The 20,103-nt window shown below is 72.7% G+C and carries 18 protein-coding genes; 7 read left to right on the forward strand and 11 right to left on the reverse strand.

Annotated elements, in window-relative coordinates; all coding sequences use genetic code 11:
• Window position 1: 1 nt before the first annotated feature.
• The 3 genes from ACFZA0_RS26190 to ACFZA0_RS26200 are packed head-to-tail and all read right to left on the reverse strand — an operon-like array spanning window position 2 to window position 3,479.
• The gene (locus ACFZA0_RS26190; protein WP_391021284.1) at window positions 2–997 is read right to left on the reverse strand and encodes an alpha/beta fold hydrolase; all 996 of its coding nucleotides are present in this window, start codon (window positions 995–997) and stop codon (window positions 2–4) included.
• A 29-nt stretch (window positions 998–1,026) separates the two neighbouring features.
• The gene (locus tag ACFZA0_RS26195; protein ID WP_391021286.1) at window positions 1,027–1,950 is read right to left on the reverse strand and encodes an SDR family NAD(P)-dependent oxidoreductase; all 924 of its coding nucleotides are present in this window, start codon (window positions 1,948–1,950) and stop codon (window positions 1,027–1,029) included.
• A 5-nt stretch (window positions 1,951–1,955) separates the two neighbouring features.
• Window positions 1,956–3,479 carry an FAD-dependent oxidoreductase gene (locus ACFZA0_RS26200; protein WP_391021288.1) on the reverse strand — a complete coding sequence of 508 codons (1,524 nt, stop codon included), beginning with the start codon at window positions 3,477–3,479 and terminating at the stop codon, window positions 1,956–1,958.
• A gap of 158 nt (window positions 3,480–3,637) precedes the next feature.
• Between ACFZA0_RS26200 and ACFZA0_RS26205 the strand changes: the two genes are divergently transcribed.
• Both ACFZA0_RS26205 and ACFZA0_RS26210 read left to right on the forward strand, forming a co-directional pair.
• Window positions 3,638–4,855, forward strand: a complete 1,218-nt coding sequence (locus tag ACFZA0_RS26205) for a helix-turn-helix domain-containing protein (RefSeq protein WP_391021290.1) — start codon at window positions 3,638–3,640, stop codon at window positions 4,853–4,855.
• 171 nt (window positions 4,856–5,026) lie between these two features.
• On the forward strand, window positions 5,027–5,365 hold the full coding sequence (locus tag ACFZA0_RS26210) for a YciI family protein (protein ID WP_391021292.1): 339 nt from the start codon (window positions 5,027–5,029) through the stop codon (window positions 5,363–5,365).
• Window positions 5,366–5,454: 89 nt separating this feature from the next.
• Here the strand turns inward: ACFZA0_RS26210 and ACFZA0_RS26215 are convergent, their stop codons facing one another.
• Window positions 5,455–6,498, reverse strand: coding sequence for an SPFH domain-containing protein (locus tag ACFZA0_RS26215; protein ID WP_391021294.1), 1,044 nt, complete (start codon window positions 6,496–6,498; stop codon window positions 5,455–5,457).
• Between the two features lie 3 nt (window positions 6,499–6,501).
• On the reverse strand, window positions 6,502–6,933 hold the full coding sequence (locus ACFZA0_RS26220) for an NfeD family protein (RefSeq protein WP_391021296.1): 432 nt from the start codon (window positions 6,931–6,933) through the stop codon (window positions 6,502–6,504).
• Window positions 6,934–7,216: 283 nt separating this feature from the next.
• Here ACFZA0_RS26220 and aac(6') point away from each other — a divergent pair, with 283 nt between their 5' ends.
• Window positions 7,217–7,693, forward strand: a complete 477-nt coding sequence (gene aac(6') / locus ACFZA0_RS26225) for an aminoglycoside 6'-N-acetyltransferase (protein WP_391021298.1) — start codon at window positions 7,217–7,219, stop codon at window positions 7,691–7,693.
• An 82-nt stretch (window positions 7,694–7,775) separates the two neighbouring features.
• Here the strand turns inward: aac(6') and ACFZA0_RS26230 are convergent, their stop codons facing one another.
• Window positions 7,776–8,357 carry a TIGR03086 family metal-binding protein gene (locus ACFZA0_RS26230; RefSeq protein ID WP_391021300.1) on the reverse strand — a complete coding sequence of 194 codons (582 nt, stop codon included), beginning with the start codon at window positions 8,355–8,357 and terminating at the stop codon, window positions 7,776–7,778.
• 243 nt (window positions 8,358–8,600) lie between these two features.
• Here ACFZA0_RS26230 and ACFZA0_RS26235 point away from each other — a divergent pair, with 243 nt between their 5' ends.
• Complete coding sequence (locus tag ACFZA0_RS26235; RefSeq protein WP_391021302.1) at window positions 8,601–8,939, forward strand: NIPSNAP family protein; 339 nt, start codon at window positions 8,601–8,603, stop codon at window positions 8,937–8,939.
• An 88-nt stretch (window positions 8,940–9,027) separates the two neighbouring features.
• Here the strand turns inward: ACFZA0_RS26235 and ACFZA0_RS26240 are convergent, their stop codons facing one another.
• A complete protein-coding gene (locus tag ACFZA0_RS26240) occupies window positions 9,028–9,729 on the reverse strand; it encodes a response regulator (RefSeq protein WP_391021304.1) in 702 nt (233 codons plus the stop codon).
• On the reverse strand, window positions 9,726–11,030 hold the full coding sequence (locus tag ACFZA0_RS26245) for a histidine kinase (protein ID WP_391021384.1): 1,305 nt from the start codon (window positions 11,028–11,030) through the stop codon (window positions 9,726–9,728). Before ACFZA0_RS26245 ends, ACFZA0_RS26240 begins: the two co-directional genes overlap by 4 nt.
• 455 nt (window positions 11,031–11,485) lie before the next feature.
• Here ACFZA0_RS26245 and ACFZA0_RS26250 point away from each other — a divergent pair, with 455 nt between their 5' ends.
• Complete coding sequence (locus tag ACFZA0_RS26250; protein WP_391021306.1) at window positions 11,486–12,178, forward strand: ATP-binding cassette domain-containing protein; 693 nt, start codon at window positions 11,486–11,488, stop codon at window positions 12,176–12,178.
• Window positions 12,175–14,580 carry an FtsX-like permease family protein gene (locus ACFZA0_RS26255; protein ID WP_391021308.1) on the forward strand — a complete coding sequence of 802 codons (2,406 nt, stop codon included), beginning with the start codon at window positions 12,175–12,177 and terminating at the stop codon, window positions 14,578–14,580. The genes ACFZA0_RS26250 and ACFZA0_RS26255 overlap by 4 nt, the downstream gene beginning before the upstream one ends.
• Window positions 14,581–14,746: 166 nt before the next feature.
• On the opposite strand, the gene ACFZA0_RS26260 is transcribed toward ACFZA0_RS26255, so the two are convergent.
• Both ACFZA0_RS26260 and ACFZA0_RS26265 read right to left on the reverse strand, forming a co-directional pair.
• Window positions 14,747–16,903, reverse strand: coding sequence for a SpoIIE family protein phosphatase (locus tag ACFZA0_RS26260; RefSeq protein ID WP_391021310.1), 2,157 nt, complete (start codon window positions 16,901–16,903; stop codon window positions 14,747–14,749).
• A 229-nt stretch (window positions 16,904–17,132) separates the two neighbouring features.
• On the reverse strand, window positions 17,133–17,723 hold the full coding sequence (locus ACFZA0_RS26265) for a TetR family transcriptional regulator (protein ID WP_391021312.1): 591 nt from the start codon (window positions 17,721–17,723) through the stop codon (window positions 17,133–17,135).
• Between the two features lie 173 nt (window positions 17,724–17,896).
• On the opposite strand from ACFZA0_RS26265, the gene ACFZA0_RS26270 reads away from it, so the two are divergent.
• A complete protein-coding gene (locus ACFZA0_RS26270; protein WP_391021314.1) occupies window positions 17,897–18,841 on the forward strand; it encodes an alpha/beta fold hydrolase in 945 nt (314 codons plus the stop codon).
• A gap of 296 nt (window positions 18,842–19,137) precedes the next feature.
• Here ACFZA0_RS26270 and ACFZA0_RS26275 read toward each other — a convergent pair whose 3' ends face one another.
• Window positions 19,138–20,031 carry a GNAT family N-acetyltransferase gene (locus tag ACFZA0_RS26275; RefSeq protein ID WP_391021386.1) on the reverse strand — a complete coding sequence of 298 codons (894 nt, stop codon included), beginning with the start codon at window positions 20,029–20,031 and terminating at the stop codon, window positions 19,138–19,140.
• Window positions 20,032–20,103: the final 72 nt, after the last annotated feature.

Below are 20,103 nucleotides of genomic sequence, written 5' to 3' on the forward strand. Positions count from 1 at the left end.
GTCATGCCCGTTCGGTGTCCCTCCGCAGCCAGGCGTCCAGCGCGTCGTAGGCGCGTGCCCTGGCCTCCGGCAGGGAGAGGAAGACGTCGTGGCGGGCGCCGGTGACGGGAACGACGGTGGTCTCGCCCCCGAGGCAGCCGGCCCAGCGCGCGATCTGCGCGACGTCCAGAATCAGGTCGGCCCGGTCGCTCAACTCCGTGCGGCGGCGCGAGAAATGCGTACGGTCCGAGCGCAGCACGAGTGACGGGACTCCGACGTCGAGGCCGCGGTGCAGCCGGGCGTGGCCGCGCCGCACGGCGTTGAGCCAGCCGACGGTGACGGGGAACCCCGCCAGGGGCTTGAGGTCGAGGTCGAAGTCCCATTCGCCGCCGCGGCTGCTGTGCAAGGTGTCGCCGTAGACGGCGCTCGGCGGGATCGGGACCGTGCGCAGGGGTGTGGCCTTCGCGAGGAGGCGCAGGAGCTGGGTGACCGGACCGCGCTGCACGGAGCTGCCCTGGAGGTCGAACCAGGGGCTGTTGAGGACGAGACCGGCCACGGGAGCGGTGCGTCCCGCTTCCCGTCGCCGGTGCAACCAGAGCGGGAGGATCAGACCTCCCGTGGAGTGCGCGACGAGGTGGACGGGCAGGCCGGGGTGCTCCTGGGTGACCGCGTCGAGTGCCAGGTCGAGTTCCTGGTCGTACAGGGCGAGGTCGCTGATGTGGTGCGGGGTCTGTCCCGGTTGGCGGGCCCGGCCGCATTTACGCAGGTCGAGGGCGTAGAAGGAGAGCCCGCGTGCGGCGAAGAAGTCGGCCAGGGCGGTCTGGAAGAAGTAGTCGGCGAACCCGTGGACGTAGAGAACGGCGCCGCAGGCCGGAGCCGGAGCGGGTGTCTGCGCGTCGGTGCCGCGGCGGACGAGAACGGCGGTCACCGTGCCTTCGCCGTCGGGGTCGGCTCCGAGGTCGAAGGTGTGCTGCTGACAGCCCTCAACGATGTCGGGCTTCCAGTCGATTGCGGTCAAGGGGCGCTCCAGGAAAGGGGACGGGTCAGTCAGTTGCCTCGGGCCGTGCGCTTGCGGAACACGTCGAGGAGGACGGGGGTCAGGGACGGGCTGGCGCGGGTGAGCAGGTCGGGCAGCCGTGCGCTCGAACCGATCAGGAGCCTGGGCCTGCGACGCGACACCGCGTCCAGGATTCTCTCCGCGGCGCGGTCGGCGGGGTAGTTCAGCAGGTGGGCAACACTGCTGGAATCACCTTTCGCGCCGCGCTCCGAGTCACGCGTCGTGCCGCTCTTCGCATCGGGTCCCGCATCGGGTCCCGCGTCGGGCTCCGCGTCAGCCTTCGCCGCACGTGCGGTCAGCGCCGCGCTGATCCGGGCGTTCTCGGCGATCCTGGTCCGGACGCCGCCGGGGTGCACCACCGTCACACCGACGTGACCGTACAACTCGGCACGCAGGGCCTCCGTGAACCCGCGCACCGCGTACTTGCTCGTGCTGTAGGCCACCTGCCCGGCGGGGGCGATCAGGCCGAACACGCTGGACACGTTGACCAGATGGGCGCCCGGCCGCGCGCGGAGCGTGGGCAGCAGCGCCCGTGTCAGCGTGACGACGGCCCGCAGGTTCACCGCCAGCAGCCAGTCGAACTCCTCCGCGCTCACCTGGTCGAAGGAACCGGCCAGCGCCACGCCCGCGTTGTTGATCAGCAGACGGGTGTCCGGGTGCCCGGCGGCGAGCCGGCCACCGAGGTTCCGCGTTGCCTCGTCGTCGGCGAGGTCGACCACATAGGTCGCCACCGGCTTGGTGGTGCGGGCACGCACGGTCGCGGCGACCTTGTCGAGACGTACGGCGTCACGGTCGACCAGGGCCAGTGAACTGCCCCTGTCGGCAAGGGAGTAGGCGAGCTGTTCACCCATGCCGCTCGCCGCGCCGGTGACGATCGCGGTACCCGGCGCGAACTCGAACCGCTCCAGTGCCATGCCCCTCACGCCCCGGTCTCGGTCTGGGCGGTGACGGCCTGCCGCCGGTGCGCGGAACTGCTGGTCAGCCGCAGCTCCGGATCTTCGACGGGCAGCCTGCGCAGCAGGCGCACGTCCTTCGTGTACTGGAACGAGGTGAGCCAGGGGGCGCGTTCGCCCTGGCGGGGCAGGGTGTCGACGGCCCGGCGGACGTAGCCCGCCTGGAAGTCGAGCAGGGGGCGCAACGGCATGGCGCTGTCGGCGACTTCGGGGCGCGCGGTGTCGTGGCCGCCCTCGTCCATCTGCCTGAGGAGCCGGCAGAAGTGCTCGCAGAGCAGCCCGACCTTGAGGGTCCAGGAGGAGTTGGTGTAACCGATCGCGTAGGCGAAGTTGGGCACTCCGGAGAGCATCATGCCCTTGTAGGCGACGGTGTCGGCGAGGTCGACCGGGACGTCGTCGACGCGCAGGGCGATGCCTCCCATGGCCTGGACGTTGAGCCCGGTGGCGGTGACCACGACGTCGGCGTCCAGTTCCCGGCCGGAGGCCAGCCGGACACCGGCCTCGGTGAACGTGTCGACGGCCTCCGTCACCACCGACGCGGCGCCGCTTCGGATCGCCCGGAACAGGTCGCCGTCCGGCACGACACAAAGACGCTGGTCCCACGGGTCGTAGGGCGGGTTGAAGTGCTCGTCGACCGGATAACCCTCGGGCAGCATACGGACGTTGTACCGGCGGATGATCCGGCGTGCCGTCTTCGGGAAGCGTCGGCAGAACCCCCACACCGCCGCCTGCCTGGCGATGTTCTTGCGGCGGGCCAGGGCGTGCCCGCGCCTGTCGCCGAGGACCGCCCTCAACCGCTCGGCGAGCCGGTCCCGGGCGGGGACGGGCAGGATGTACGTGGGGGTGCGCTGAAGCATGACGACGTGGCCGGCGGTCCGGGCGAGGGCGGGAACGAGCGTGACCGCGGTGGCTCCGCTGCCGATGACGACCACCCGCTTCCCGGCGCAGTCCAGGTCCTCGGGCCAGTGCTGGGGGTGGACGACACGGCCACCGAACCGCGCACGTCCGGGGAGGTCCGGGGTGAATCCCTCGTCGTAGCGGTAGTACCCGGCCGCGCAGAACAGCCAGGAGCACGTGAGCGTGGACCGTTCACCGGTACCGGTGTCCTCCACCAGGACCGACCAACGGGCCTGCTCGGACGACCAGTTCGCGCCGACGACCCGCGTGCGGCTGCGAATGGCCCGGTCGATGCCGTACTTCGCCGCCGTCCGGCGCAGGTAGGCGAGGATCTTGTCGCCGCCGGCGATCGCGTCCTGCTCCCGCCAGGGCTCGAACTCGTAGCCGAAGGTGTGCAGATCGGAGTCCGACCGGATGCCCGGGTAGCGGAAGAGGTCCCAGGTGCCGCCGGATGCCTCACGGGACTCCAGGATCGCGTAGCTGCGTTGCGGGTGGTCGCGCCGGAGGTAGTACGCGGCACCGATCCCGGAGATCCCGGCGCCCACGATGAGCACGTCGTACGTGTCCGGGGCGGCTTCGGTGGTGGAGGACATGGGGTACAACTCCCGTGCTTCGGGGCGGAGATGCCAGGCGGTGGCAACGATGCGTCCCTGGCATTGTGCGACCGGGCGAGGCCCCCTTCCCAGGTGTGAAGTGCTCCGGATTCCGGCGAACGTGGTGCAACATGCCCTTCTTCGCCTACGCTGCCGGGGTGTCCTGGGAAACGCCCTCACCTCGTGTGCGCGAACTGCTGCGCGAAGGTGCGCGCAGGGCACTGGACCCGCCCGCGGAGTGGCTGCGCGAGCTCGACAGCGCCACGCTCTCCGGCCCGCACCGCGCACAGCTCAACGACGACCCGGTCCTCGCCGCGGCCACCCGCCGCGCCAACCGCTCCAACCTGCTGGTCTGGGCGGCGGCCAACATCGACCGCCCCGGCGAACGCGTCGCGCCGAACATCGGCGACGTCCCCGTGTCCGTCGCCCGCGACCTCGTGCGCCGCGGACTCAACGAGAGCGCCCTGGACGCCTACCGGGCCGGCCAGGGCGTGGCCGTGCGGCTGTGGACCGAGATCTGCTTCGGCCTCACCTCCGACGTCGGCGAACTGCGGGAACTCCTCGACACCTCCAGCCGGTCGATCGCCGCGTTCATCGACGACACCATCGCGGCGCTCAGCGACCTCATCGCCGAGCAGCGGGACGAGCTCGCCCGGGGAACCCACGCCGAGCGGCGTGAGACCGTCGGCCTGCTCCTCTACGGGGAGCCGATCCCGCGGGCGCGGGCCGAACAACGTCTCGGCTACCGCTTGGCGGGGCCCCACACGGCCGCGATCGTCTGGACCGAGGAGGCCCACGCGGACCCCGCCGCCCTGGGACGGGTCACGGATCTGATCGCCACCGGTGCCGCCGACCCGCAGCCGTTGGTCGTCCTCGCTGGCACCGCCACCCGCTGGATCTGGCTGCACGCGAGCCCCGACCCGGCCGTCGTGCGCGAGGGCATGGCCGCCGAGTCGAGCGTCCGGGCCGCCGTCGGGTCCACCGGCGCGGACCTCGAGGGCTTCCGGCGCAGCCACCTCGACGCGCTCAAGGTCCAGCGGATGCTGTCCCGGCTCGACTCGCCGCAGCAACTGGCCACCCACGACGAGGTGGAGCTGGTCGCCCTGGTCACCTCCGACGTGGAAGCGGCCGACGGCTTCGTCCAGCGCGTCCTCGGCGACCTCGCGCACGCCGCTCCCTCCGTCCGCGAGGCGGTACGGGCCTTCATCGCCGCGCAGTGCAACGCCTCGCTGGCCGCCGACCGCCTCTACGTCCACCGCAACACCCTGCTGCGCCGCCTCACCCGGGCCGACGAACTGCTGCCCCGGCCGCTCTCGGAGGACGTGGTGGGCATCGGCACGGCACTGGAGGTCCTCCGCTGGCGGGGCACCGCGTGAAGGCCACCACCCGGGGGACGGACCGGGAGCCGCCCCGCTGATCGGTCTCGTCGCCACGCCGCCGGCACTTCCACGGGCGATGAGAAGGAGGCGCAGGATCCGTCCGACCGTAGGCAGCAGCATGGGCAGCGGCGAGGCGGCCGGAGCGGTCGCCGGAAACGGAGCGGCACGATGACGCGATACCTGATCTCATTCGACGACGGCGCGATGGACTTCCTCGGGGAGGACCTCACGGCGGTCGGCGAGGCATCCCACCGGGTCGTGCGGGAGGCCGAGGAAGCGGGTGTCTGGATCTTCGGCGCCGGACTGGAACGGCAGCGGGCAAGCATCGTGGCACCCGACGGCACGGTCACGGACGGGCCGTTCCCCGAGGCCAAGGCGGTGGTCGGCGGATTCTCGGTCATCGAGGTGCCCTCGCGCGAGGACGCGCTGCTGTGGGCCGCGAAGATCGCCGAGGCGTGCCGGTGTGCCCAAGAGGTACGCGAGATCATGCACGACCCGGAAAGCTGAGCGCCGAGCCGTCCGAGGCGGAGGGCACCCGAGGCGACGAGCGCCCCGCGCGGAGTGCGCCGGAGGCTTGTCGGGCGGGCGCCCGGCCGTCAGAGCGGCGGCGGGGGTGGAGATGGCCGGTGGCCGGAACCCTCCGCCTCCGCCTCGGCCGCGTCGGCGAGAGCGGTGGCCGCCGCCTCCTCCGCCCGCGCCTTGTCGTGGGCGGCCTGGGCGGCCATGTCGTCCGAAGGCTTCTCCTTCGTGGCCGGAGACTTGGGCAGCACCTCCGTGAAGGCGCGGGACATGCCCTGGAGCGCGGCGGTGATCTCACTGGGCACGACCCAGAAGTTGTTCCCCTGCCCCTGGGCCAGTTGGGGCAGCGTCTGGAGGTACTGGTAGGCCAGCAGCTTCGGGTCGGGATCGTTGCGGTGCACGGCCTGGAACACCTCGTCGATGGCCCGCGACTGGCCCTCGGCCTCCAGCACCGCGGCGGTACGGTTTCCCTCGGCGCGCAGGACGGCGGCCTGCTTGTCGCCCTCCGCGGTGAGGATCTGCGACTGGCGCTGGCCCTCCGCGCCGAGAACGGCGGCCCTCTTGTCCCGCTCGGCGCGCATCTGCTTCTGCATCGCGTCCTTGATGGACTGCGGAGGGTCGATGGCCTTGATCTCCACCCGGTTGACCCTCAGCCCCCATTTGCCGGTGGCCTCGTCTAGTACGCCGCGCAACTGGCTGTTGATGGTGTCCCGGGAGGTGAGTGTCTTCTCCAGGTCCATGGAGCCCACGACGTTGCGGAGCGTGGTGACGGTGAGCTGTTCGACCGCCTGGAGGAAGCTCGCGATCTCGTAGAAGGCCGCTCTGGGGTCCGTGACCTGGAAGTAGAGCACCGTGTCGATCTCGACGACCAGGTTGTCCTCGGTGATGACCGGCTGGGGTTTGAAGGAAACCACCTGCTCGCGCAGATCGATCACCGGACGGACGCGGTCGACGTAGGGAATGACGAGGCTGAGACCGGGATTCAGGGTCCGGTGGTAGCGGCCGAGTCTCTCGACGTTGCGAGCGCGGGCCTGCGGCACGATGCGTACCGCCCTCACCACGGTGAACACCGCGATCAGCGCGACTATCAGGCCGGCGATCAAGAAAGCCGTGGTCTCCATGTCCTAGTCCCTGGGGTAGACGATCGCGGTCGCACCGCTGATCTCCATGACGTCGACGGTCCTGCCCGGGGCGATCACGAGCGTCTCGTCGTACGCCCGCGCGGTCCATTCCTCGCCGCCGATGCGGACCCTGCCGCCCCGGCCGGTCACCTCCGAGACGACGAACGCGTCCGAGCCGATCAGGGCGTCCACCCCGAATCTCCGCGCCGGAGGCCGACGCACCTGGCGCAGCGCGAGGGGCCGCACGAACAGCAGGGCGACCACGGCGACCACGGTGAACACCACGAACTGCAACGGCAGGGGCAGGCCGATCGCCGCGGCTCCCGCCGTGAGGAACGCGGCCGCGCTCAGCATGCCGAGCGCGGCGGTGAGCGTGAGGATCTCCGCCGCGGCCAGTACCGCCGCGACGATCAGCCAGATCAGCCACGGATCCATTGCTCGCCCACCTACTGGCCGTCCGCCCAGGTGGTTCCTGGTGAGGCCCCTCGAACGATCACTGTGCGAGGCGCCGCGCATCGCGCTCCCACGCGCACTCGCCGTTATTTCACCTTTCATCCGCTTATAACCGTGTTGCCCCTGCGGGAAGATCACCGAACATCTGCTCGACACTCAATGGCGGACGGCGCCGGAAGCAGCCCCCACCGGACCGACGGACCTGCCCCGGGCACGACATCCGGCGACGACGACCGCCCCACCGTCGGCGTGGGGACAATGAGGCATGGAATTACGAGGGGACAGGGTCCTGCTGCGCCCGACCGTCGAGGAGGACGGCGGGACGCTCGCGCGCATCGTCCGCGAGCCGGAGGTCGCCGCGTGGTGGGCGCCTCCCCCGGAGGACTTCGACCGCATGCTCGCCGTGGTGGTCGACGGCCGGGTCGCGGGAGCGATCCAGTTCGCCGAGGAGTCCGACCCGGGTTTCCGCCACGCCGGCATCGACGTGTTCATGTCGGCGCGGTACCAGGGCAAGGGGCTCGGTACGGATGCCGTGCGCACGCTGGCGCGATGGCTGGTGCACGAGCGCGGGCACCACCGCCTGGTGATCGACCCCGCCGCCGCGAACACCGTTGCCATCCGCAGTTACCGCAAGGTCGGGTTCAGGCCCGTGGGGATCATGCGGCAGTACGCGCTCGACCACAGGACGGGCCTGTGGCAGGACGGCCTGCTCATGGACCTGCTCGCCGCCGACCTGACCTGACCCGCCCCCGCTCCACCGGACACGGCCCGTTCGCCGGGCTTCCGCTCTCCGGAAGCCCGGCCGGGGTCAGGGGGTCAGGCGGTCAGGGGGTCCAGCGGGGGTCGCGGCCGCTGAAGGCGAGGAGCCTGTCCGCGTGACCGGCGCCGGGCGGCGGGGTCACCGGGGGTGCGTACTTCCCGAAGGAGTCGCGGACGAAGTCGACCAGTTGCGCCGCGATGCCTTCCAGTCCCTCGGCCACGTCCTCCGGCAACGGCAGGTCGTCCTGCCCGGTCGCCACCGCGATGTCCCACGCGTGGAGCGCCGCGTCCAGGGCGGCCGCGGCGGCACCCGACCGGGCCGGCATCGGCCCCATCGGCGTCGGCACGGTGTCGGCGTCCGCTCCCGACTCCCACGCCCGTGCCGCAGCCTCCAGCACGGGCACCAGCTGCGCCGCCGGGTCGTCCGCCACGGTGTCACTGGGTGCGAAGGGGTCCTCGGCGGGAGGTGTACCGGTGATCTGCATGACCAGCGCCTGCTGGTCGAGAAGCGCGTGGTTGAACACCTGGCGCACCGTCCACTCGGTGCACGGAGTCCGCCGTTCCCAGGCGTCGTCCGGCACGCCCCGTACGACGGTGAGCAGGTACTCGTGTGCCTCGGCAAGCAACTTGAAAACCTCTGGAGCCATGCGGCACATCCTCCCCGCGACTCCGGGGAGGGACAACCGGGGAGCCCGGATGACCGGAAGTGTGAGTTCCGGTGACCGTCGCCGATCACGGTGGGCCGCACTTGCTCCGTCCTTCGCCGCAAACGTTTCGGACGACGTGTGGGGTCGCACCCCGCACGGACCACTCACGCCGGCCCCGCACGGCACCCCCTTCTCCCGACGAACTCCGGGCCGGGCGGCCGCCGGGTGCCTACGATGCGTCGGGTGATTACCTGTGTGGTGAACTACGTGATCGATCCGGCGAAGACCGAGGAGTTCGAACGGTTCGGCCGCCGCTGGATGCAGCTCGTCAACCAGCACGGCGGCACGCACCACGGCTATTTCCTCCCGGCGGAGGGCGCCAGCGACATCGCGCTCGCGCTGTTCAGCTTCCCGAGCCTCGCCGCGTACGAGCGGTACCGCGAACGGTTCGGCCAGGACCCCGAGTTCGTCGAGGCGGACCGCATCAGGGACGAGAGCAACTGCGTACTGCGCTACGAACGCACCTTCATGCGCCCCGTGCTGCCGGAGGCGGCGGAGCCGGAGCGGCACCCGGAACCGTAGCCCGGCGCGGCCGGCGGACGCACCGCGGAGCATCGCCGCCCGTACCGCCGGGCGGGACCGCGCGGCCTCGGCGCGTTCGCGAGACCTCTCAGTCGGGTCGGCTGCGCGGGGAGACCAGGCCGCTCTCGTAGGCGAGTACCACGGCCTGGACCCGGTCCCTCAGGCCGAGCTTCGACAGGATGCGGCCGACGTGCGTCTTGACGGTGGTCGGACTGAGGAAGAGGCGGTCGGCGAGTTCAGCGTTGCTCAGACCCGTCGCCAGCAGCCCCAGCACTTCCAGTTCACGGGCGGTCAGCTCGGACAGGTCGGCGTGCGGACCGGCCGGCGGGGAATCCCGGCGCCGAGCGAAGCGCTCGATCAGCCTCCGGGTGATCGTGGGCGCGAGCAGGGCGTCGCCCGAGCGCACGAGACGCACGGCGGCCACGAGGTGTTCGGGAGTGACGTCCTTCAGCAGGAAGCCGCTCGCCCCGACGGTGAGCGCCGCGTACACGTAGTGGTCGAGGTCGTACGTGGTGAGGATGATGACGCGGGTGCCGTCGCGGCCGCCGGTCGCGTCGGGACCGTCCGCGAGGATGCGCCGGGTGGCCTCGATGCCGTCCATGTTCGGCATGCGGACGTCCATGAGGACGACGTCGGGCCGGGTGCGCCGGACGGCGTCGACCGCCTCGTGGCCGTCCGCCGCCTCCGCCGTCACTTCGATGCCGTCGGCGGCCAGGATCATCCCGAACCCCGTGCGCACCAGCGCCTGGTCGTCGGCGATGACGGCCCGCAGGGGCGCGGGCTCCCTCACGGCGCCTCCCACGGGACGCGGGCCGAGACCCGGTAGCCGCCGTCGGGGGCGGGACCGGCGGTGAGTTCGCCGCCGTAGAGCGCGAGCCGCTCGCGCAGCCCGATCAACCCGCGGCCGTTGCCGTCCACCGGCGGGGCGTCCGGACCCCCGCCGGAATCCGCGACCGCTCCGGTGTCGGTGACCTCGATCTCCAGCCATGCACCGGCGAACCCGAGGGTCACGGTCGCGGCGGCACCCGCGGCGTGCTTGATCGTGTTGGTGAGCGCCTCCTGCACGACGCGGTACACCGTGAGTTCCACACCGGGCGGCAGCGGCAGGGGCGGGAGGGTCACGGTGAGGGCGACCGGCGTCCCCGCCGCGCGCACCCGCTCGACGAGGGCGTCGAGCTGTCCGACGCCGGGCTGCGGTTCGAGGCCGTCGGCGGGAGTGCCGCCGCCCGCGGCCGTGTCCGGTCGCGCACCCGTCCCCGCGCCGGGTCCCGCGAGCAGACCCATCACGTGCCGGAGTTCGGCCATGGCCGCGCGCCCGCCGGCCTCCACCGCCAGGAGCGCCGCCTTGGACCGCTCCGGGGCCGCGTCCATGACCTTGCGTGCCGCACCCGCCTGAATGACCATCACGCTCACATTGTGGGTGACGACGTCGTGGAGTTCGGCGGCGATGCGCGCCCTCTCCTCCTCCACCGCCCGGCGCGTGGCCGCCTCCTGGGCCCGCTGAAGATCCGTGAACCGCTTCCTGCTGGCGAGGAGCCGCCGCCGTCCGAGCCGGACGAGGTTGGCCAGCACCCCCACGACCAGGAGCACCACGGCGGGACTCGACCAGCCGGGCAGTATCGGGTCCGAGTCGCGGAAGGCGACTCCCGCCAGGACGGCGGCGACGATCAGCGCGGCCATGGCCCGCCTCCGGTAACGGCTGTGGGCGACCGCCCCGTACGCGCCGACACTGCACGTGAGCACGTTGATCCAGGAGACGCGGTCCCCTATGGCCAGCGAAGCGGCCGCGACCACGCCGAACGCGAGCAGCGGCCACCGGCGCCTGGCCGCGAGCGGCAGCGCGGACAGCACGACCAGGATCCAGGGCGCCACGGAACGTTCGGGCTCGTACAGGGGTCCGGGGCGGGGAAGGCCCGGCGGGGACGGAATCGTGCCCGCGCCCCCGGGGGTTGGGCTGACCTGTACTGGCCCGTCGCCTGGGTAGCGGGCGGCGACGATCAGCGCGATGACGGTCAGCACGACCGCCAGCGCCACGTCCACAGCCGACGCCCGCCCGGAGAGCGGCGCCCACTCCTCCGCCTCCGGCCGCATCGCCCCACGCAGGCTCCGCCACCAGTGGCCCGGCCGCGGGACGTCGCGGACCCGCTCCCCCCACCGGCCCGTCGACCCCGCCGTGCGCGGCCTCGCGTACGGATCCTCCGTCTGCATCCGCACATTGTGCGGTCCGGTTGCCCGGACGGGCGTCCCCCTGGGTGACCAGCCCGCTGTCCGCCGGGCGTACGCCTCCAGGAGGACACCCGGACCCGGTCCTCCTCGGGGCGGGCCGCATGTCGGTGCCGCGGCCGACGCGCAGGCGCCGCGCCCGCCCGTACGGTCACCGCAGTCGCACCGGACGGCGCCCGGCCACCGGCCCGGCACCGCTCGACGGACACCTCTCGACCGGCGCGCGCCGCCGCTCGCTCGCCGACGCCCGCACCGCAATTCACGTACTTCGCAAGCCACTTACCGGCACACGCACGACAACTCCGAGGAATGGACGAACACTTATGACTCAGGTGATCGAACTCGTGGGCGTGGCCAAGCGGTACGGAGGCACCGACGTCCCGGCGCTGGGCCCGGTGGACCTCACGGTGGCCGAGGGCGAGGCCGTCGCGGTGACGGGCCCGTCGGGCAGCGGCAAGTCCACGCTGCTCAACCTCGTGGCCGGCCTGGACCGGCCGACCGACGGCACCGTGACCGTGGCCGGGCGGCGCATCGACAGGTTGAGCGAACACGCACTGGCCCGGTACCGCCGCACCCAGGTGGGCATGGTCTTCCAGTTCTTCAACCTGCTCGACGATCTCACCGTCCTCGACAACATCCGGCTTCCCGCCCAGTTGACCGGTACCTCCCGGCGGGCCGCGGCCTCCCGCGCCGGGGAGTTGATGGACGTGCTGGGCCTTCAGAAGCACGCCCGTGCCTACCCCGGGAGGCTTTCCGGCGGCGAGCGTCAACGGGTGGCGGTGGCACGGGCGTTGGTGAACCGTCCCGCCCTCCTGCTCGCCGACGAACCGACCGGCGCGCTGGACACCGCGTCGGGGCAGGACGTCCGTGAGCTGCTCGTGGACCTGCACCGCGGCGGTCAGACCGTCGTCCTGGTCACCCACGACCTGGAGCTGGCCCGCGCGTGCGCGCAGCGCACCATCCACCTCGTCGACGGCCGGGTCGCCCTCGACACCCGGGCGGAGGCCGTCCGATGATCCGTTTCGGCAGCGGTGCCCTCGGGCGGGTGGTGCGCTCCGGGGTCGGCAGGCGCCGGGTCCAGACGCTGGTGATCGCCGTGGCCACGATGATGGCCGTGGCGTCGGCCGTGGTCGCCGGGTCCCTCCTCGTCGCCACGAACGCCCCCTTCGACCACGCCTTCGCAAGCGGGCACGGCCCGCACCTCGTCGCCTCGTTCGACCCGGACCGGGCGAGCACGGCCCAACTCGCCGCAACCCGGCGCCTGAAGGGGGTCACCGCGACCGCGGGACCGTTCCCGGCCACGACGATCAGTCCCGTCGACGGCAGGGGCGGACACCTTCCCGCCCTGACCCTGGTGGGACGCCCCGACCGGGGATCCGCCGTCGACCGCCTGGACCTCAAGTCCGGCCGCTGGGCGCGCGGGCAGGGCGAGATCGTGCTGTCCACCTCGTTCTCCGGCCCCGACATCCGGATCGGCTCGACCATGCTGAGCTCCGAGGAGGCGACCGCCCGCACGCTGACCGTCGTCGGCTTCGCCTCGTCGGCCGGCCGCAGCGCCGACGTGTGGACGACCCCGGGTGGGGTCAGGGCCCTGGCCGCCGACGGGGCGGTCCTCACGAACCAGATGCTCTACCGATTCGACTCGGCCGGGACGAAGTCCCGCGTCGCGGAGGACCGCAGGACGATCGCCGCCGCGCTGCCCGCCAAGGCGTTGCTCGGGGCCACGTCGTGGCTGGACACCAAGCACCGCGCCGACCGGGGCGCGGCGGTGACGATTCCCTTCCTGTTCGCCTTCGGTGTGCTCGGCATCAGCATGTCCGTGATCATCGTCGGCAGTGTGGTCAGCGGTGCCGTCGGCACCAGCCTGCGCAGGATCGGCATCCTCAAGGCCATCGGGTTCACCCCGCGCGAGGTCGTACGGGCCTACGTCGCCCAGGCGTTGATCCCCGCGAGCGCGGGCATCGTGCTCGGGGTCGTCCTCGGCAACCTGCTGGCCCTGCCGCTGCTCCACGACACCGAGTCCGTGTACGGCACGGCCTCGCTGTCGGTCGCCTGGTGGGTGGACGTCGCGGTGCCGGCGTGCGCGCTGCTCGTCGTGGGGATCGCGGCGCTCGTGCCCGCACTGCGTGCCGGGCGGCTGCACACCATCGAGGCGATCGCCGTCGGCCGCGCGCCACGCACCGCGCGCGGGCGGTGGGCGCACCGCGCCGCCGGCCGCCTTCCGCTGCCCCGGCCGCTGACGTACGGTCTCGCGAGCCCCTTCGCCCATCCCGTCCGTGCCGTCGCGATGGTGCTCGCGGTGACCTTCGGGACGGTGGCCGCGACGTTCGCGGTGGGGCTGACCCAGTCCCTCAACGCGGTGGCCGCCGCGCAGGATCCGGAGAACCGCGCCGACGTCACCGCCATCACCGGCCGTTCCGGCCCGGCACCGGGCGCCGCTCCGGCTGCGCAGCAGGGTCCGTCGGGCTCCCGGCAGGCTCCCGCCCCCGGTGCGGACCGGCCGCCCGCCGACCCGGCGGCGGTACGTGCCGCGATCGCCGCCCAGCCCGGTACCGCCTCCTTCTACGGCACCGCGGAAGGGGACGCGACGGTGTCCGGCCTCTCCGGCACAGTCCGCGCCACCCTCTACCAGGGTGACTCCCGGCCCGGGGCCTACGAGATGATCGCCGGTCACTGGCTCTCCGGCCGGGGCCAGATCGTGGTCCCCACCGCCTTCCTGGACCGGACGGGCACCGAGATCGGCGACAGCGTGCGGATGACCTTCGAGAAGGAGACCGTGCGCCTGCGCATCGTCGGCGAGGCGTTCGACACGTCGAACGACGGCACGTCCGTGCACGCCGATCTCGACAGCTTCGCGGGGGTGGCACCGGGGGTGTTCCACGTCGAGGTCGGGCCGGGGGTCGCCCCCGCCGCCTTCGCGAAGAAGCTGAGCGACGTGATCGGGCCGCTCGGTGGTGACGCCTTCGCCGAATCCGCGCAGCAGGGAGAGAGCACGCTCCTCGTCATCGAGGCGATGGCCGGGCTGCTGACGTTGATGCTCGTCGGTGTGGCGGCTCTCGGAATCCTCAACTCCGTTGTCCTGGACACCCGCGAACGCGTCCACGACCTGGGCGTGTGCAAGGCGCTGGGGATGTCCCCGCGGCAGACGACCGGCCTCGTGCTCGCCTCCGTGGCGGGTATCGGAGTGGTCGGTGGACTCATCGGTGTTCCCGCCGGGTCGGCACTGCACGACTACGTCCTGCCGGTCATGGGGGCGGCCGCGAGCACCCACCTGCCCCCGTCGGTCCTCGACGTGTACAGCACCCCGGAGCTGCTCCTGCTGGGCACGGCCGGTGTGCTCGTCGCCGCGCTCGGGGCGCTGGGCCCGGCCGGCTGGGCGGCGCGGATCCGCACGGCCTCGGCACTCCGCACGGAGTGACCGTCCGGCGGTGACACCTGGCGGCGGTACGGCGCGGTGCCTCGTGCCCTGCGCCGTGCCGTGCCGCGCGTCCGTCGGTGCCGTTCCCGCGTCGGCGCGACCGCGCGCGGCCGGCCGCGGCAGGGCTGCCGACCGGTGGCCGCGCCGGCGCTCCCGGCCGGTGCGGTCAGGGTCGCGGGTCTGCCGGTGCCGCGTTCCCCGACGCGTGCAGCCGCATCAGGAGCAGGGCCGTGTCGTCGTTGTGGGGCCCGGGGTGCCGCAGGAGGGCTTCGGCGAGAACGGAAAGGTCGGAGGGATCGGCGCCGGAGAGCCGCCCGGCGAGGTCGCGCAGGCTCTCTCCGAGGTCCTGGCCGGGCACCTCGACGAGGCCGTCGGTGTAGAGGACGAGGATGCTCCCCGGCGGGAAGCGGATGCGCGTGGTGGCGTAGCGGGCGTCGGGCAGGATGCCGAGCGGGACCCCCGGCGGGACGTCGAGGATTTCGGTCCGGCCGTCGGGGTGGCGCAGCAGGGGCGGCGGGTGGCCGGCGCTGGCGAAGCGGGCCTGGTGACGTTCGAGGTCGAGGTGGGTGACCAGGCAGGTGGTGAACAGCCCGGGGTCGAGGTCCGCGAGGAGCTGGTTGGTGCGGGCGAGGATGCCGCCGGGCGGGGTGCCGATGGTGGCGTGGGCGTGGACGGCGGTGCGGACCTGGCCCATGAGCGCGGCGGCGGTGGTGTTGTGGCCCTGGACGTCGCCGATCGCCGCGACCGCGGTCGTCGACGTGGGGGTGAGCAGGTCGTAGAAGTCGCCGCCGACGTCCATGCCGTGGCGTGCGGGCATGTAGCGGGCGGCGACCTCCAGAGCGGGCAGCCGGGGCAGCGAGTGGGGAAGGAGGTGGGTTTGCAGGGTGTGCGCGAGGGCCCGCTCGGTCTCGGCGGCCATGGCACGGTCCAGGGGCTGGGCGACGAGTCCGGCGAGCGCGGTGAGCAGGGAGCGTTCGGCGGGCGAGAAGCCGTGGACGCCGCGGTAGGCGAGAACGAGGGTGCCGACCTTGCGGCCGGACGCCGTCATGGGCAGGAACGCCCACGCGGCCATGCCGTCCACGGGCAGGGCGTGCGGGTACTCGCGCCGCAGTTCGCCGAAGGTGGGGTAGAAGGAGGGACGCCCGGTCTCCAGCACACGGGCCGCGGGCGTGGACGAGTCGAGCGGGGCCGCGTCGAAGAGGCCCGTCGCGTCGGCGCTGAAACCCCGGTGACCGGTGATGCGCAGCCGTCCGTCGACGCTGGTGAGCATCGCGAGGGCCTCCGGTCCGAGGCTGGGGACGATGTGGTCGGCGACCAGGGCCGCCACCTGCTCGACGCTCGCCGCCTCCGCGAGAGCGGCGGCGAGGTGGGTCACGTGGTTGAAGACGGGTGCGTTGTCGGGTCCCGCCAGGGCCGCGGGCGCGGCGAGCGGCTCGGCGTCCAGTTCTTCGGGGCGGATCCTGATGCTGATGCCGCCGGCGTCCGGGTGGAGGTGGAGGACGAAGCGCAGGTCCGGCGGCCGCAGGACGGTGAAGGAGGACGGCATACGGGTGATCACCGCCTCCTGGTACCGGGCCTGGAGCCCCTGGTCGTGCAACCAGAGCAGCACGTCCCACAGCCGCCGCCCCTCGACGGGGGCCGCGCCGACGTCGAGCATGCGGGCGGCAGCGGCGTTGAGGAAGGTGACCCGGCCGTGCAGATCGAGGGCGCAGCATCCGATCGGGAGGCGTTCGGTGAACGCGAGCGCGGCGAGCGCCCGTTCCGGATCGTCGTGCCGCAGGGCGGGCGGCGGCAGGAAGCGGGGCGTACGGCACTCCAGCGCGGCGCTACCGACGGCCCCGTCGGCGAGGGAGGCGATCTCGCGGCAGGCGGCGGCCAGGATCCGCCGTTCACGCCGGCTCGGCCGCGACGGGTGCCAGACCGGGAAGAGCAGCACCACCCCGCCCCACACCACACGACCGGACGCCACCGGCGCCGCCGCCAGCATGAACTCGTACGGCAGCAGGAGCCCCAGCCGGGGATAGCGGCGCGCCATGTCCTCCTGGCTCTCCACCCAGAACAGCCGGCGGTGCCGCATCGCGTCCAGAATCGGCAGCTCGGCGTCGAGCGGGATCCCGCTCCACGGCATGGCGATCTCCGGGGAGGCACCGGAGACCGCGGCCAGGCGCAGCATCCGCTGTCCGGGCGGCAGCAGGAAGATCATCCCGACCGAGGCACCGGTGCGGCGGACCAGGCCGGTCAGGGGCTGGTCCAGCCAGTCCTCACCGGTTCGGGCCGTGGTGTCGCCGCCCGGCAGCCCGACGACGGGGCGCGAGGTGCTCACAAGGCTCCTCCCCGGTCCGCCGACGACCGCCGACGACAGTCGATCCCGAGAGTCCTTTGTCGCACAATGCGACATTTGCCCATGCTAGTGCAGCGCGTGCGGGCGGGTACTCGGCAGCGAGGACCCCGGCTCCCCGCGAGACGCCGGACCCCCGGGCGGAGACCCGGCCAAGGACGTCCCGCCCGCGCGTTCCCCCCGGCCAGAAGGGAGGTCGAGCGCGCCGGAGGTCTCAGCCCCTCGCGCCGAGGGGCCCCGCGAGGGCGTCGAGGGTCACGTCGACGATGCCGCGCAACTGCTCCGCGCCCGCTCCGGCCCTGCTCATGACGGCGAGGGACTGGTTCACCGCCGCGAGGTGGATCGCGTAGGAAGCGGCCGCCTCGTCGCTCAGCCGTCCGGCCTTCAACGCGCCGCACAGCCGGGTGTGCTGGAAGCCGATCGCCTCCCGGGCGCGCGCCGCCACGCCCACGCTCAGCACGGGCGTCGCCATGACGGTCTGGGCGACGAGGCATCCGTCGGGCAGGCCGGGATCCGCGATGCGCTCCAGGGTGACGTCGAAGAACGCCCGCACGGCCGCCAGGGGCCGGTCGGCGGCACAGGACAGCGCGGCGTCGTACTTCGCTCCGTAGCGCGTGCTGTAGCGCTCCAGGCAGGCCGTGAAGAGCGTGTCCTTGTCCCCGAGGGAGGAGTAGATGGAGCTGCGGTTGAGTCCGGTCGCCCGGGAGAGGTCGTCCACCGACGTGTCCGCGTAGCCGGCCCGCCAGAACTGGATCATCGCGGCATCGAGCGCCGTGGCGACGTCGAACCGCTTCTTGCCCGCCATGCCGCACTTCCCTCGCGTCCGTCATTTCGACGAGGCCCCGGCGAGACCTCGGTGGGACCAGCATCCCATCTTGAACCATTCAGTTCAAGATGGGTTAAGGTGAAAACCGATCACCGGTCCGCCCGGCACCTTCGGCGCACCGGCACCACACCTCACACCCGTGGACGGCCACCATGAGCGACCCCGCACACCCCTCCCCCATCTCCGGCAACCCGGTCCGCGACCTGCCGCTGCCCGCGCCGGAGCCGGCCGGGTTCACCCACCACTGGGTCGACGCGGACGGTGTCCGGCTGCACGCGGTCGAGGGCGGCCGGCCGGACCGCCCGGCCGTCGTGCTGCTCGCCGGGTTCCCGCAGACCTGGTGGGCCTGGCGCAAGGTGATGCCGGCCCTGGCCGACCAGTTCCACGTCATCGCGGTCGACCTGCCCGGCCAGGGCCACTCCGCGCGCCCGGACATCAGCTACGACACGCACACGGCCGCCGCGCACGTCCACGCCGCGGTCACGGCGCTGGGAGTCCCGAAGTACTGGCTGGCCGCCCACGACATCGGCGCATGGGTCGCCTTCTCCCTCGCCCTGAAGTACCCGAGCCGACTGCACGGCCTGGCGCTGCTCGACGCCGGCATCCCGGGCATCACGCTCCCCGACGCCATTCCGACCGACCCCGAACAGGCTTGGAAAACCTGGCACTTCGCCTTCCACCTCGTGCCCGACCTGCCCGAGACACTGCTCACCGGCCGCGAACGCGAGTACGTCGACTGGTTCCTCAAGGCCAAGTCCCTCTCCCCCGGCACCTTCGACGACGCCGAGCTGGAGCAGTACGCCGCGTCCGTCGCGGCCCCCGGGGGCCTGCGCGCATCGCTGGCCTACTACCGGGACGCCGCGAAGTCGGCACGGCTGAACCACGAGGCGCTCGCACAACAGCGCCTGGACATCCCGGTCCTGGGGATCTCCAGCAGCCACGGCTCCGTGCCGGACATGGGAGCTTCCCTGCGGCCGTGGGCCGAGCACGCCACCGGGACCGTCGTGCCGGACGCAGGACACTTCATCCCCGACGAACAGCCCGACGCGGTCGCCGCCGCGCTGACGGCGTTCATCACCGGGCACGACGACGACTGAGAACGGACGGACGGACAGGCGGACAGGCGGACGGGCGGAAGCGGATGCGGGAACCCGCACCCGCCACTCCGCGGTCGACCCTCGCGGGTCCCGTGCCGAGAGGACCGACCGCCACAGGCGATCGCCGCGCGCCGCTTCTCGTCACCCGGTCGGACCGCACCCTGATGCCGGGCCCGCGGGGGATCACAGGGTGGGCAGCAGTTCCCCCCTCGCAGAAGGACGGTCCATGCCCTCCAGTCGACACGCCGGCCTGCGCCGGTCGCTCTCCGCCAAGGAGTCTGGCGCCGTCCGCGGCGTCAGACCCCCTCGGCGCGCGGCGCGTCGTAGGTGAACCTGTACCCCTCGAAGTCGGCGACGTGGACGTAACCGACGCGCTGGTACAGGGCGTTGCTGGTGGGGTTGCCGGGATCCGTGAACAGGACGACGTCCGTCGCCCCGGCGTTCAGCGCGGCCCTGCTGATCTCGACCGTGACCCCGGCCGCGTAGCCGTGACCGCGGAGGCGGGCGGGGGTGTAGACCGGGTCCACCCGGACCATGCCGCCGATCACCGACGTCCTGGCGGCCATCGACCCCGGGGCGCCCTCCGCCGTCTCCCAGAACGTGAAGTGCCTGTCGCCGAAACGCGAGTCGTCCCAGGAGCCGGCGTCGATCAGGTCGAGCGACCGCTGCTCCCCGACCTCGACACAGAACTCGCGGCACCAGCCCACGACTTGGTCACGGTCCTCGGGCCCCGCGACGCGGCCCCGGCCCTGCGGGGCCGGCTGCGGCGGGGTGAGCGTGCCGAGGCGGTAGAGATGTGTCCACCAGGACCGCTCCGCCGCCGCTCCCGTACGTTGCCGCCATGCCCCGGCGAAGGCACGAGCGGTGTCACGGTCCGCGATGACGTGGCCGGGGGTCTGGCCGAGATCGGCCAGCCGGGCGGCGAGGGAGTCGGCACGAGAGGCATCGAGATACGTAAGACCCAAGCGGCCGCGCGGAGTTCGGTAGCAGGCCGCCCGCACCTCGCCCCCCGCCTCCAGCCAACCGAAGGCGGCGGCATCCGGGCCGTTCAGGGCCGCCGCACGTGTGCGCAGTTCCTCGATGTCGGTCAACGGCGTGTTGTGCAAGGCGGGCCGCGAGCGCAGGAATCCCCCCGCCCGAGCGAGGAAGTCGTCGACGTCGTCGGTGAGTTGCCAGTCGTCGGAGAGCATGCCCCATGGTGTCGGACGCTCCCGGGCACCGTCCTGCCGACCGCCCCGATCAGCCATCGGCCCTCCTCACGT

The sequence above is a fragment of the Streptomyces sp. NPDC008150 genome (assembly GCF_042956945.1).
Classification (GTDB): domain Bacteria; phylum Actinomycetota; class Actinomycetes; order Streptomycetales; family Streptomycetaceae; genus Streptomyces.

Coding starts and splice junctions, on each gene's coding strand:
- ACFZA0_RS26245 (WP_391021384.1), bottom strand. CDS start 11,030: ATGCGGCCGGAGGCGGAGGAGTGGGCGCCGCTCTCCGGGCGGGCGTCG.
- ACFZA0_RS26200 (WP_391021288.1), bottom strand. CDS start 3,479: ATGTCCTCCACCACCGAAGCCGCCCCGGACACGTACGACGTGCTCATC.
- ACFZA0_RS26250 (WP_391021306.1), top strand. CDS start 11,486: ATGACTCAGGTGATCGAACTCGTGGGCGTGGCCAAGCGGTACGGAGGC.
- ACFZA0_RS26265 (WP_391021312.1), bottom strand. CDS start 17,723: ATGGCGGGCAAGAAGCGGTTCGACGTCGCCACGGCGCTCGATGCCGCG.
- ACFZA0_RS26210 (WP_391021292.1), top strand. CDS start 5,027: ATGACGCGATACCTGATCTCATTCGACGACGGCGCGATGGACTTCCTC.
- ACFZA0_RS26220 (WP_391021296.1), bottom strand. CDS start 6,933: ATGGATCCGTGGCTGATCTGGCTGATCGTCGCGGCGGTACTGGCCGCG.
- ACFZA0_RS26215 (WP_391021294.1), bottom strand. CDS start 6,498: ATGGAGACCACGGCTTTCTTGATCGCCGGCCTGATAGTCGCGCTGATC.
- ACFZA0_RS26275 (WP_391021386.1), bottom strand. CDS start 20,031: ATGCTCTCCGACGACTGGCAACTCACCGACGACGTCGACGACTTCCTC.
- ACFZA0_RS26230 (WP_391021300.1), bottom strand. CDS start 8,357: ATGGCTCCAGAGGTTTTCAAGTTGCTTGCCGAGGCACACGAGTACCTG.
- ACFZA0_RS26195 (WP_391021286.1), bottom strand. CDS start 1,950: ATGGCACTGGAGCGGTTCGAGTTCGCGCCGGGTACCGCGATCGTCACC.
- ACFZA0_RS26270 (WP_391021314.1), top strand. CDS start 17,897: ATGAGCGACCCCGCACACCCCTCCCCCATCTCCGGCAACCCGGTCCGC.
- ACFZA0_RS26255 (WP_391021308.1), top strand. CDS start 12,175: ATGATCCGTTTCGGCAGCGGTGCCCTCGGGCGGGTGGTGCGCTCCGGG.